Annotated in this window: 7 protein-coding genes and 4 pseudogenes; 6 read left to right on the top strand and 5 right to left on the bottom strand. The window is 67.4% G+C overall.

Going from position 1 to position 12,100, the window contains the following annotated elements:
* The first annotated feature begins 74 nt into the window (after nucleotides 1-74).
* The 4 genes and pseudogenes from ACZ4RZ_RS08430 (at nucleotide 75) to ACZ4RZ_RS08415 (ending at nucleotide 3,164) form a co-directional block, all read left to right on the top strand.
* Nucleotides 75-1,150, top strand: a pseudogene (locus tag ACZ4RZ_RS08430) (carbohydrate ABC transporter permease).
* Between the two features lies 1 nt (nucleotide 1,151).
* Nucleotides 1,152-1,451, top strand: a pseudogene (locus ACZ4RZ_RS08425) (pectinesterase family protein); the annotation flags it as partial.
* Nucleotides 1,450-2,208: pseudogene (locus ACZ4RZ_RS08420) on the top strand (right-handed parallel beta-helix repeat-containing protein); the annotation flags it as partial. The pseudogenes ACZ4RZ_RS08425 and ACZ4RZ_RS08420, both read left to right, overlap by 2 nt.
* A gap of 161 nt (nucleotides 2,209-2,369) precedes the next feature.
* Nucleotides 2,370-3,164 carry an HAD family acid phosphatase gene (locus ACZ4RZ_RS08415; RefSeq protein WP_467743211.1) on the top strand — a complete coding sequence of 265 codons (795 nt, stop codon included), beginning with the start codon at nucleotides 2,370-2,372 and terminating at the stop codon, nucleotides 3,162-3,164.
* A 6-nt stretch (nucleotides 3,165-3,170) separates the two neighbouring features.
* Here the strand turns inward: ACZ4RZ_RS08415 and ACZ4RZ_RS08410 are convergent, their stop codons facing one another.
* Complete coding sequence (locus tag ACZ4RZ_RS08410; protein WP_467743210.1) at nucleotides 3,171-5,387, bottom strand: glycoside hydrolase family 43 protein; 2,217 nt, start codon at nucleotides 5,385-5,387, stop codon at nucleotides 3,171-3,173.
* 256 nt (nucleotides 5,388-5,643) lie between these two features.
* Between ACZ4RZ_RS08410 and ACZ4RZ_RS08405 the strand changes: the two are divergent.
* Nucleotides 5,644-5,935, top strand: a pseudogene (locus ACZ4RZ_RS08405) (right-handed parallel beta-helix repeat-containing protein); the annotation flags it as partial.
* 447 nt (nucleotides 5,936-6,382) lie between these two features.
* On the opposite strand, the gene ACZ4RZ_RS08400 reads toward ACZ4RZ_RS08405, so the two are convergent.
* The 3 genes from ACZ4RZ_RS08400 to ACZ4RZ_RS08390 all read right to left on the bottom strand — a co-directional run bounded on the left by ACZ4RZ_RS08400 (nucleotide 6,383) and on the right by ACZ4RZ_RS08390 (nucleotide 8,746).
* Nucleotides 6,383-7,213, bottom strand: coding sequence for a pectate lyase (locus ACZ4RZ_RS08400; RefSeq protein ID WP_467743209.1), 831 nt, complete (start codon nucleotides 7,211-7,213; stop codon nucleotides 6,383-6,385).
* Between the two features lie 88 nt (nucleotides 7,214-7,301).
* A complete protein-coding gene (locus ACZ4RZ_RS08395) occupies nucleotides 7,302-8,183 on the bottom strand; it encodes a hypothetical protein (protein ID WP_467743208.1) in 882 nt (293 codons plus the stop codon).
* Nucleotides 8,180-8,746: a SigE family RNA polymerase sigma factor gene (locus tag ACZ4RZ_RS08390; protein ID WP_467743207.1), complete on the bottom strand. Its 567-nt coding sequence runs from the start codon at nucleotides 8,744-8,746 to the stop codon at nucleotides 8,180-8,182. The genes ACZ4RZ_RS08395 and ACZ4RZ_RS08390 overlap by 4 nt, the downstream gene beginning before the upstream one ends.
* A 258-nt stretch (nucleotides 8,747-9,004) precedes the next feature.
* On the opposite strand from ACZ4RZ_RS08390, the gene ACZ4RZ_RS08385 reads away from it, so the two are divergent.
* On the top strand, nucleotides 9,005-10,456 hold the full coding sequence (locus ACZ4RZ_RS08385) for an NCS2 family permease (protein ID WP_467743206.1): 1,452 nt from the start codon (nucleotides 9,005-9,007) through the stop codon (nucleotides 10,454-10,456).
* A gap of 117 nt (nucleotides 10,457-10,573) precedes the next feature.
* Here the strand turns inward: ACZ4RZ_RS08385 and ACZ4RZ_RS08380 are convergent, their stop codons facing one another.
* Nucleotides 10,574-12,025: a peptidoglycan D,D-transpeptidase FtsI family protein gene (locus ACZ4RZ_RS08380; protein ID WP_467743205.1), complete on the bottom strand. Its 1,452-nt coding sequence runs from the start codon at nucleotides 12,023-12,025 to the stop codon at nucleotides 10,574-10,576.
* Nucleotides 12,026-12,100 lie beyond the last annotated feature (75 nt).

Raw genomic sequence — 12,100 nt, 5'->3', positions numbered from 1 at the left:
TGTGCATGTAGCAAGCGCTTCCTGTGCGACTGACAGCAAGCGCTCCACGGCACCCGCAAGAACGGAGAACAGTCATGGCCCAAGCCGCAGCCGTGGCGAAACAGCCCGCGCCACCCCGGCGGCGCCGTGGCTCGGCGACGCCGCGCAAACTGCCGTATCTGCTGATCGCCCCGGCGGGCCTGCTGATGCTGGGCTTCATCGCCTACCCGGTCATCAGCGTCTTCTACTACAGCCTGCAGAACTACAACCCGACCAAGCCGTGGCGCAACGGCTACGCGGGCTTCGACAACTTCGTGCACGCCTTCACCGACGACCCGCAGTTCTGGGACACGCTGACCTTCAGCGCCAAGTGGGTCTTCGTCGAGGTCGGACTGCAACTGCTGTTCGGGCTGGCGCTGGCGCTGATCGTCAACCAGACCTTCGTGGGGCGGGCGGTCGGCCGCGCGCTGGTCTTCTCCCCGTGGGCCGTCTCCGGTGTGCTGACCTCCGCGATCTGGGTGCTGCTCTACAACTCCCAGACGGGGATCACGCGTTACCTCGCCGACGCGGGCATCGGGCAGTACGGCACCAGCTGGCTGTCCGACACCTCCACCGTCTTCCCGGCAGCCGTGGTCGCCGACCTGTGGCGCGGTGTCCCCTTCTTCGCGATCTACGTCGAGGGCGACGTCGACTTCGTCTTCGGCCGCCAACCCGCGCGGCTACCTCGTCACCCGGAACGGCGGTGGACGGCGCGAAGACGAAGCCGTACGGGGCGGCAGCTCGTACACCGCCGTCGCGCCGCCGACTCCATCGCGCTCGCCGGCTTCGCCCGCCAGTACTACTGCGACTGCTGAGCCGGATCACCAGCGAGGCCCCGGACGCCTACTACAAGCTGGCCCGTCCCTGGGTGCCCGGCTCGGACACCACGGCCCGGCCGATGCTGACCGTCCGCGACACTCGCCTCGACGCCGGGATCGACGCGGTCGCGCCCTACACCAACATGTCGGCCGGCTACCCGTGGCAGAGCCAGCGGTTCGCCGAGTACCGGAACACCGGTCCGGGCGCGGTCATCAGCGTCGCGGAGAACAGGCCACAACTCACCGACGAGGAGGCCGAGTCGGCGACCCGTGAGGGGTATCTCGGCGACTGGACCCCATGGAAGGGGTGCTGAGATGCGTCGGCGAGCCTTCCTCATGGCCGGGGCGCTGACGGTTGTCGGCGCGACGCCCGCCGTCGCGGCCGGACGCCGGGAGATGCACGTCCGTCCCGGCGACTCGGTCCAGGCCACCGTGGACGCGGTGGACGGCCCCGGCCGGACGATCGTCGTCCACCCGGGCACGTACCGCGAAGTCGTCACCATCCCTGCCGACAAGACCGACTTGACGCTGCGCGGTGCCACCCACGACCCACGTGACGCCGTCATCGTCTACGACAACGCCAACGGGACACGGAAGCCGGACGGTTCCGGGACCTAACAGCGCCGTCGTCTGCCAGTCCTGCACCGGCACGAACTGGAACAACATCAAGACCATCAACGGCGGCGACTCCGGCTTCACGCTCACCGGCGACGGCACCGTCGACAACACGGTCAGGAACATCGACTCGTACGGCAACTACGACGCCGCCAACCACGGCGAGAACGCGGACGGCGTCGCGGTGAAGTTCGGCTCCGGCACCGGCAACCTGATCACCGGTGCCCGCCTGTACAACAACTCGGACGACGGCATCGACCTCTGGTCCTTCTCGTCCCCCGTCACCGTCGAGCACACGTGGTCCTTCGGCAACGGCAAGAACCGCTGGTCCGACTCGGCCTTCGCGGGCGACGGCAACGGCTACAAAATGGGCGGCGACGGCGAGGTGGTCGCGCACGTCGTCAACAACTCCGCCGCCTGGGACGACGCGGGCAACGGCTTCACCGAGAACTCCAACACCGGAGCGATCGTCATCAACCGCACCACCGCGTACGCCAACGGCAAGTACGGCTACTACTTCGCGACCAGCTCCGCGAAGCTGGGCAAGAACCTGGCCGTGAGCAACGGTTCCGCCGCCGTGTCCAGGGGCTCCTCGGTCACCTCCGCCGGCAACAACTGGGACTCCGGCATCGCCACCCCGTCCTTCATCTCCACGGACGCCACCACCACGTACAACTCCCGCAAGTCCGACGGCTCGTTGCCCGCGACCACGTTCCTGACGACGGGATCCACGACCATCGGCGCCACGATGAACTGACGTCTTCCAGGGAGACGGAAGCGGGCCGGAGCACCGGCCCGCTTCTCTTTTCCTGTGGGTGAGGTATCGATCGGATAAAGGCCCGCGCATCGCGCACGTGATGCGCGTAGACAGTGCGTGACCTGGTGCGGAATCCACCACACCCAGATACCGGAGAATCCATGCGGAAGTCCCTCAGAGCGGCAGCCATAGGCGCCGCCTGTGTCGTCGCCGGCGCTGCCCTCTACGGCACCGGCGTAGCCACCGCCGGCCAGTCGACGGCGAACTCCACCCACGAGCCGTACAACATCGGGCTCCTGGTCAAGGACATCGACACCTACTACGGCACCACGCTCGACAGCAACGGCGTGTACCAGGCGTCCGCGGACAGCCAGTACGCCAAGGACCTGGCGCGCCTCGAGTCGGACGCCAAGCGTTACATCGACAAGGCGGCGCACAAGGCCAGGCACCACGGCGAGAACCCCGCGGTCGTCTTCGACATCGACGACACGCTGCTGCTCTCCCTCGACTACGAGAAGAAGACCAACTACACGTACAACTCGGCCTCCTGGGCCGCGTACGTGGCCCAGGCCGACCGCCCGGCCGTCTTCGGCACCCCCGAACTCGTCGAGTACGCCGAGTCCAAGGGCGTCGAGGTCTTCTACAACTCGGGCCTCAAGGAGTCGCAGCGCGCCTCCGCCGTCGAGAACCTGAAGAAGGTCGGCGCCGACATCAACCTCGACGCCGACCACATGTTCCTCAAGGACGCGGCGAACCCGCCCGCGTACCTGAGCGACTGCGCCACCGCCGCCGCCTGGAACTGCACGACCGTGCAGTACAAGTCCGGCACCCGCAAGCACATCGAGTCCCTCGGGTACGAGGTCATCGCAGACTTCGGCGACCAGTACTCCGACCTCGAAGGGGGCTACGCCGACAAGACGTACAAGCTCCCGAACCCGACGTATTTCGTCAGCTGAGCCTCTTCAGGAACGGCCGGTCCGCACGGGGCGGATCGACTCCAGGGTCGGCACCACCGGCAGAATCGTCCCGTCGGCCGCGAATTCCAAGCGGTCGACGGTGGTCTCCCGGTGCGTGCCGTCCCCGCCCGGCTTCCCGGGTCCGTTCAGGGCGAACCGGTGGTAGACGATGTACCAGTCGTCCGTACCGGGGACGTTCACCACGGAGTGGTGGCCGGTGCCCTTGATGCCGTACTCCGGGCGCTTGGACAGGATCGTGCCCCGCTTGGTCCACGGGCCGAGCGGGGAGGGTCCCGTCGCGTAGGCGACGTGATAGCTCTCGCTGCGGGTGTCGTCCTCGGACCACATGAAGTAGTACGTGCCCTGCCGCTTGACGACGAAGGATCCCTCACGGAAGCCGGTCTGGGTGATCTCCTTCACCCGCGTCGCGTCGAACGACACCATGTCGTCGTTCAGCGGCACGACGTACCCGTGCCCGTTGCCCCAGTAGAGATACGCCCGGCCGTCGTCGTCCGTGAAAACAGCCGGGTCGATCATCTGGCCCGTGAACTGGCCCTTGGCGACCAGGGGTGTGCCGAGGGCGTCCGTGAAGGGACCCGTCGGGGAGTCCGCGACGGCCACGCCTATCTGCTGCTCGGCGCAGAAGTAGAAGTAGTACTTGCCGTTCTTCGAGGCGATCGCCGGTGCCCAGGCGTTCTTGTCCGCCCACGCCACATCGGGTCCCAGGTCGAGGATCACCCCGTGGTCCTTCCAGTGCACCAGATCCTTCGACGAGTACGCCTTGAAGCTCGTCCCGCTCCAGCCCGCGTGGCCGTCCGTCGTCGGATAGATCCAGTACTGGCCGTCCAGGTAGTGGACGTCGGGGTCCGCGTTGAGGCCCGGAAGGACGGGACTTCGGGTCGGCACCGCCTCGACCGTCCACGTCCGGCTCGTCCCGTCCGCCGCCGTCACGGTGTACGTCCGCGGCTCACGGAAGTCGCGGCGCGTGCCGGACTTGGGGCTGAGCTCGGCACCCTGGCCGACCCACAGCTTCGGCGCGAGCCGCGAGAGGTCCGCTCCGGGCTCCATCGGCAGCACGACCTTGGACGCGGCCTCGGTGACGACCGCGTACCCCTTCTGCCCGTGCGCCGTCGCGTCCATGACCGAGGTCCCGGTGACCGGATACGCGGCGAGCAGCCGGTCGTACTCCGCCTGTGTCACCGGCACGACGGTGCCGTGCCGTGGGCTCGCGGGCAGCTGGTAGTCCGTGGACATGGTCCACTTGCCGGAGTCGAGGTCGGTCGTCTCGAAGGGGACGTAGCCGCGGCCGCCGTACTCGTCGATGAAGAGGTACCACTTGTTCTCGGTGTTGGACTTGAAGACGGTCGGCCCCTCGCCGCGGTTGATCGAGCCGCTGCCGATGCAGTCGGAGACGAAGTCGTACTTCGTGTTCGTGAGAGACGCCGACTTCTCCGCGGTGATGAACTTCGAGCAGGGGCTGGACGAGGTGGGGTCGCGTTCGTCCTTGGTGTAGCGGTAGTAACTGCCCTTGTTCTTGATGACCGTTGAGTCGATCACCGAGTAGCCGGGGTCGTCCCAGACCTTCGGCTCGCTGAAGGTGCGGAAGTCCTTGGTGGTGGCGTACAGCATCTTGTTGTACGTCGATCCGGTGTGATCGGGATCGTCGTCGGCGTAGAGCTTGGACGCCCAGAAGACGACGTACTCGCCGAGCGTGTCGTCCCAATAGGCCTCCGGGGCCCAGGTGTTGCCCGCGTTGTCGGGGGCGACCTTCACCAGCCGCTGGTCGGTCCAGTGGACCAGGTCGGTGGACTCCCAGATCATGATGGACTTGCTGCCGTGCCGCTGGACGTAGTCCCAGCTGCCGCTGCTGTTCTTGTACATCCTCAGGTCGGTGGCGATGAGATAGAACGTGTCGCCCTCGGGGGAGCGGATCACGAACGGGTCGCGCAGGCCCTTCTCGCCCAGGTCGGAGGTGAGAACGGGCTTTCCGGCGTTCAACTCCCGCCAGTGCAAGGCGTCGTTGCCACGGCTGAGGGCGTAGCGGATCTGCTCCCCGTCGGCGGTGCCCTCGCCGGTGAAATAGGCGAAGAGATAGCCGGCGTACTTCTGTTTGTTCACGTGCGGTGCTCCGGGTTGCGCGGCAGGGCTGGGCGGTGCCGCGAGCAGGCCCAGCAGGAGGGCGAACAGGGGGATCAGGAGCGTGCGGGCGGTGCGGCGTCGCATGACACATCCTGTCGGAGTCTGATGGATTCTGTTGATTGAACTGCCCTCGGAGTGTCACCAGTTGGGGACGGTGTGTCAATCGATGCGGACGTGGTGGGGGCGGCGAAAAGTTTCGATCGCTTGCGCGGGGACCTTGGCAACCCATTTGGCCGCGGCGGCGACCAGAGAGCAGAAGCGGGCCGGGGCGGCCCCTCCGGCCCGCTTCGTACGGCCCGACAGGGCCTGGAGCCCCATTTCCCTAGGAAAGGAACGCCCCGTGCGTCAGAGCATCGGACGCCACCGCAGGACCCGCACGCTCTCGATCGCCGCCGCGGTGGCCGTCGCCGCGGGGGCGGGTGGCGTCTACCTCGGCCTCTCGGACAACGGCTCGGCCCAGGCCGCCGCCACCACGGTCACCGTCTCCACCACCGCCCAGCTGGAGTCGGCGGTGGTCAACGCGGCCGCCGGTACGACCATCCAGGTGCGCGGCGGTACGTACTACCCCACGGCCACGCTCAAGTCCACGGCCAACGGCACCAGTTCTACGCGCATCACGCTCACCGCGTACAAGCTCGGCTCCGCCACGGTCTCCGCGGCCAACAACTGGGACAGCGGTGTCTCGACGCCGGCCTTCAGGTCGACGGACGCGACGACCGCGTACGGGGCCCGCTCGTCGAGCGGTTCGCTGCCCTCGACGACGTTCCTGACCACGGGCTCCACGACCATCGGCTCGACCATGAACTGACCTGTCGCGTATGAATGAACGCCCCCGCCGGTCGTCACCGGCGGGGGCGTTCCTCTGCTGACCGAGGGGGGCTCAGGTCAGCAGGTCACTGGTAGGGACGTGGAAAGCGAACGCGTGGTTCATTCCCCGGTACGAACCCGTGGTGAGCGAGCGCGTCGAGGCAGCAGGTGTCGAGGCAGGAGGTGTCGGGCTGGTGTGGACACCGATCGCCGAGGTCCCGAGCACACGTCGGCGCGTGCGGCGTTTTCCGTGAAGGCTCAAGGTGATGGCGTCACTCGTAGCTGATGTCGGACGCCGTGAACTTGCAGGATGTGCCGTCCGGGCCGGTTCCCAGCTCAGTGGGTTCCTTGCCGGTGTTGTTGCCCTGGAAGCGGACGCAGGTCTTGATCTTCTTGCCGCTGTCGCCGTGGACGCGCACCTTGCGCAGCGCGGCCGTGTCGCCGTAGTTGGAGTTGATGCCGACGATCGCCTTCAGGGGCGCGGTGACATCCACGTCGCTGATGATGATCGTGCGCTTGTACTGCGTCTTGCAGTTGCCGCAGGAGCGCACCAGCTTGCCGGAGTTCTCGACCTGGAACTTGCTGACGACGAGCTTGCCGGCGCCGTTGAACTGCAGCACCTTGTCGTCGGCGTTCTTCGCACCGCCGCCGTAGACCTTGTACACGGCCGACGACGACTTGCCCTTGAAGCTCGCCGCGTCCTCGCCGACGTCCAGCCACCACACGTTCTGGAGCGTGCAGCTGCCCAGGCAGTGCACGCCGTCGGCGGCCGGGGTGCCGATGATGACGTTCTTGAGGGTGGCGCCGTCGGCGAGCTCGAAGATGGGGCCCTGGTCCTCGTCCTGGCTGTCGGTGCCGAGGTCGCCGCTGCCGTAGAACTTCTTCAGCTTGCCGTCGTACGTGCCGGACACCGAGATCGTCGACGGGACGGCCTTGCTGCCCGTGGCCGTCGGCCAGGCCGACGCCGCGCCGGCCGAGGACAGCATCGTCGTGGTGACGATCGCCGCGCCGGTGATGCCGAGAGCGGCCACACCGCCGATCACGGCACGCCGCTTGGTGACCCGGCGGCGATGGCGGACGCGCTGTTCAACTCGTGCAGTCATGAACCGAGTTCCTTGAGTGGTGAGGAGACCGTTGCGTCTCCTGGTCGCCACTGCTGAGGAGAGGGTTGCCGCCCCTCCAGAAATTCTCTTACGAATCTCCGTCGGCCGCCGAGCCGTCGCTGCCCTGGGCGGCGAAGTCACCGGTCACGGTGGACCGCTCGCCGTTCGTGGTGGTGGCCGTCGCCGAGTAGCTGTCGTCCTTCGCGTCCCGGCCACCGCGGTCGTGGTCGTACTGCCCCGCGAACACCCACTCGCCCGGCCAGACCGTGTGGTCCGGCTTGAGCACCCAGGTGTAGACGAGGAAGCCGTCCTTCTCCGCGACCGTCGTGGTGAAGTCGTCCTCGGGCAGCGAACGCCAGGCGCCCGCGTCGGTGACCCCGCCGGTCTGCCTGATCCTCAACTCGACGGTGAGCGAGCTGAGTTGCTTGCCCGGCTTCAGGGTCACATTGCTCTGCGCCCAGAACTCGTTGCTGTGCGGGTCGACCGAGCCGTCGGACCAGAGCGGGCCGTCCTGGTTGCCCTTGGCGGGCGGCTGCGCCGTGGCGGAGGCGGAGTTCTCGGGCGTCGGGGTTGCGGAAGGCGACGAACTCGGCTTCCCGGACTGCTTCGACGTACCGGAACGGTGGGTGGGGTCCGGGGCGACCGGCGCCCGGCTCGTCGCGTCCGGCGACGGATCGGGGGTCGGCGAGACCGCGACGGTCTGCTGCGCCGGGGTGTCGTCCTTCACCGCGGAGGCGACCGCGTAGCCGCCCACCGCGAGGACGCCCGCGACCGCGGCCGTGGCGCCCACGACACGGGCCCAGCCGAGCAGTGGCGGACGCGCCGCGCGCCGCGCGGGCCGCCGCTCGTGGCCTTCCGCCATCCCTCGCTCGACCCGGGCCAGGATGCGCGCGCGGTCGGGCTCGTGCGCCTCGGCCGCCTCACGCAGCCCGGCGCGCAGCTCGTCGTGCACGTCCTGCGCCTTCCTCATCGGTCCCTACCTCCGGCTCCGCCCGTGGGCAGCACTTCCGCGTGCACCCGCATCGGTGCTTCGTCGGTGCCGAGAAGCCGCTTCAACTCCGCCATGCCCTTCGACGTCTGGCTCTTCACGGTACCCACGGAAACCCCGAGGGCGAGAGCCGTGTCCTTCTCCGAGAGGTCGAAAGCATGCCGGAGAACGACACAGGCGCGCTTGCGGAACGGCAGTCTGCGCAACGCTTCCTGGACATCGATCTTGCCCGGTATATCGGGGTTCTCGGTCTTGTCCTCGCGCTGCGACCAGAACAGCGTGATCCGCCGGCGCTCCCGCACCGCGCTGCGTATGCGGGTGCGGGCGAGGTTGGCGACCACACCGCGCGCGTACGCCACCGGGTGGTCCGCCGCGCGCACCCGGTCCCAGCGGTGCCACAGCGCGAGCAGCGCGTCCGCCGCCAGATCGTCGGCGGCGTCCGCCTCGCCGGTCAACAGGTATGCCAGGCGGGCAAGTTCGGCGTAGTGCCGTTCGAAGAAGGCGTGGAACTCCACGGAGGCGGCGTCGTCGACGGCAGTGCCCACGGGCGACCTCTCCTCGCTGCGGCTCTCGGCACCGATGCGGGTGCGTGCGTATACGGCCCCTGTGTTTCACCTGTGAAGAAGTGGTGCTCGCGTGGGGCGGGATGCGAGAGCGTACCAGCGTTCCGTACAGGGCTTCGAACACCGTATGGCAGGTCGAACTCGATTCCGTAACACGGGGAAAACCTGAAAGCGGTTCAACGCGGGAACAATCCAGCCAGCATCCGCACACTCAGCACGCAGGTAGCGAGGAGTATCGCCATGTCCGAAACGCAGCAGGTGACCGACCGGCCAAGTGCCGTGCCACCGGGGGAGAACAGCGTCGATCGGTTCTTCAAGATCTCCGCCCGGGGCTCGACCTTCGGCCGGGAGATACGCGGCGGCTTCGCCACGTTCTTCACCATGGCCTACATCCTTGTCCTGAATCCGATCATCCTGGGCAGCGCCAAGGACAAGTTCGGCCACCAGCTCGACGCCGTCCAACTGACCACCGCCACCGCCCTGGTGGCCGCCGTCATGACGATCACCATGGGCGTCGGCGGCAACCTCCCGCTCGCGCTCGCCGCGGGCCTCGGCCTCAACGCGGTCGTCGCCTTCCAGATCGCCCCGCTGATGAGCTGGGACGACGCGATGGGCCTGATCGTGCTCGAAGGCCTGCTCATCTGCGTGTTGGTGGTGACGGGCCTGCGCGAAGCCGTCATGCACGCGATACCGCAGCCCTTGAAGCAGGCGATCAGCGTCGGCATCGGCCTGTTCATCGCCTTCATCGGCTTCGTCGACGCCGGGTTCGTCACCCGTATCCCGGACGTCGCGAACACGACGGTGCCGGTGCAGCTCGGCGGCACGGGTGCGCTCGCCGGCTGGCCGATTCTCGTCTTCTGCCTCGGAGTTCTGCTGACCATCGGGCTGCTCGCGCGCAAGGTCAAGGGCGCGATCCTGATCAGCATCGTCACCATGACGATCGTGGCGATCATCATCAACTCCGCCGCCGACATCAAGAGTTGGGGCCTGACCACGCCGAAGGTCCCCGACGATGTGGTGGCCTCGCCGGACTTCGGACTGCTCGGTCACTTCAGCCTGTTCGGCTCCTTCGGGGAGACCAGCGCGATCACCGTCGTCCTGCTCGTCTTCACCCTCGTCCTGTCCGACTTCTTCGACACCATGGGCACGGTCGTCGGCATCAGCGCCGAGGCGGGACTGCTCGACGACGAGGGCAAGGTGCCCAACCTCGGCCGGGTGCTGCTCATCGACGGCGCCGCGGCGGTCGCGGGCGGCGCGGCCTCGGCGTCCTCCTCGACCTCGTACATCGAGTCGGCGGCGGGCGTCGGTGAGGGCGCGCGCACGGGGTTCGCGAACCTGGTCACCGGTGGCCTGTTCGCGCTCGCCCTCTTCCTGACGCCGCTGCTCACGATCGTTCCGCTGCAGGCCGCGGCGCCCGCGCTCGTTGCGGTGGGCTTCTTGATGATGACCCAGGTCAAGCACATCGACTGGGACAAGTACGAGATCGCCATCCCGGCGTTCTTGACCATCGCGGTGATGCCGTTCACGTACTCCATCACCAACGGGATCGGTGCCGGGTTCCTGGCGTATGTGCTGATCAAGACGGTGCTGGGGAAGGCGAAGGAGGTCCACTGGCTGCTGTGGGCTGCCTCGGCGCTGTTCCTGGTGTACTTCGCGATTGATCCCGTGGAGCAGTTGTTCGGGGTGAAGTGACTCGTCCGTCGGCTGCGGGTTGTTCGTGGCTGGTCGCGCCCACGCGGCGGAGCCGCACATGTCACTGCCCCGCGCCCCAACGGTTCGCTCCCGTCAGGGGTGCGGGGAAGGGAACCCTCAGTTCTTCAGGGCTGCCTTCATCATCGCCTTGGCCACCGGCGCCGCCAGGCCGTTGCCGCTGACCTCGGAGCGGGCCGCGTCGGACTGTTCGACCATGACCGCCACGGCAACCTCCTTGCCATTGGAGTCGGACTTCGCGTACGACGTGAACCAGGCGTACGGCGTCTTGCTGTTGTTCTCGCCGTGCTGGGCCGTACCGGTCTTGCCGCCCACGGTCGCGCCGGAGATCTGGGCGTTCGTACCCGTGCCGTCCGTGATGACCGTCTGCATCGCCGACTGGAGCTGCTCGGCCGTGGACGAGCTGACGATCTCCTTGGTCTCCGTGCTGTCGTCATAGTTCTTCAACACATTGCCGTCGGCGTCACTGGTCTGCGACACCATGTGCGGCGAGACCAGCTTGCCTTCGTTGGCTATGGCAGCGGACACCATGGCCATCTGGAGCGGGGTCGCGGTCACGTCGAACTGGCCGATGCCGGTCAGCGCCGTGGAGGACTTGTCCATGTCCGAGGGGTACACGCTGGTGTACGCCCGGACCGGCACGTCCTGCGTCTTGTCGTTGAAGCCGAACTTCTCGGCCATCGCCTTGACCTTGTCCTGGCCCAGGTCGACGGCCATCTTCGCGAAGACGTTGTTGCACGAGTACTGCAGCGCGACGCGGATCGAGGCGTTCTCGCAGGGCGCGTTCGGGTTCTCGTTCGACAGCTCCCGGCTCGTGCCCGGCAGCGTGTACGGATCCGGGCTGTCCGTCTTCGTGTCCACGTCCGAGTACAGCCCGTCCTCCAGCGCGGCCGCCGCGACGACCAGCTTGAACGTCGAGCCCGGCGGCAGCGGCTGGCGCAGAGCGCGGTTCGTCATCGGCTTGTCCGCGTCCTTCGTCAGCTTCGTCCAGGCGGCGGAGTTGCCCGTGCTGAGCTGCGAAGGGTCGTACGACGGTGTGGAGACGACCGCGAGGATCCTGCCCGTCTTCGGGTCGATCGCGACGGCGGCGCCCTTCTTGTCACCGAGGGCGTTGTACGCCGCCTTCTGCACATCGGGATCGATCGTGGTGATCACGTCACCCGGGTCGGCGCGCTTGTTGGTGATCGTGTCGAGCGGGTTCTTCAGCTGGGTGTCCGTGCCGTCGAGCAGGTCCTGGTAGATGCCCTCCAGCTGGGTCGCCCCGTACACCTGAGAGCTGTAGCCCGTGACCGCCGCGTACAGACTGCCGTCCTTGTACGTGCGCTTGTACTTGAGGTCGCCGCCCTTCGTCTGCGCGGAACCGGTGATCGCGTCGCCGGCCACGATGATGTTCCCGAGCGGGTTCGCGTACAGCGAGATCGCGTTCCGCCGGTTGTCCTTGTTGTCCGCGAGCGCCTTGCCGTCGTAGAACTGCACCCAGGTCGCCCTGATCAGCAGGGAGAGCACGAGCAGCAGAGTGAAGACGGCGGCACGCCTGATCGTCTTGTTCATCCCGCTCAGAAGGACGAGCGAGGAGGAGCGAATCGTTCCCTTCCGCCCGCATTTCTCATGCGTCCTTCATGAAGT

The organism is Streptomyces sp. NPDC027189 (assembly GCF_055566975.1).
Note: the sequence above shows the minus strand (reverse complement) of the source record. Positions and strands in the feature narration are given on the sequence as shown.

Bases quoted from the DNA above. Each gene is read 5' to 3' on its own strand.
- ACZ4RZ_RS08400 (WP_467743209.1), bottom strand. From the start codon at position 7,213: ATGACTGCACGAGTTGAACAGCGCGTCCGCCATCGCCGCCGGGTCACC.
- ACZ4RZ_RS08385 (WP_467743206.1), top strand. From the start codon at position 9,005: ATGTCCGAAACGCAGCAGGTGACCGACCGGCCAAGTGCCGTGCCACCG.
- ACZ4RZ_RS08380 (WP_467743205.1), bottom strand. From the start codon at position 12,025: ATGAACAAGACGATCAGGCGTGCCGCCGTCTTCACTCTGCTGCTCGTG.
- ACZ4RZ_RS08410 (WP_467743210.1), bottom strand. From the start codon at position 5,387: ATGCGACGCCGCACCGCCCGCACGCTCCTGATCCCCCTGTTCGCCCTC.
- ACZ4RZ_RS08415 (WP_467743211.1), top strand. From the start codon at position 2,370: ATGCGGAAGTCCCTCAGAGCGGCAGCCATAGGCGCCGCCTGTGTCGTC.
- ACZ4RZ_RS08395 (WP_467743208.1), bottom strand. From the start codon at position 8,183: ATGAGGAAGGCGCAGGACGTGCACGACGAGCTGCGCGCCGGGCTGCGT.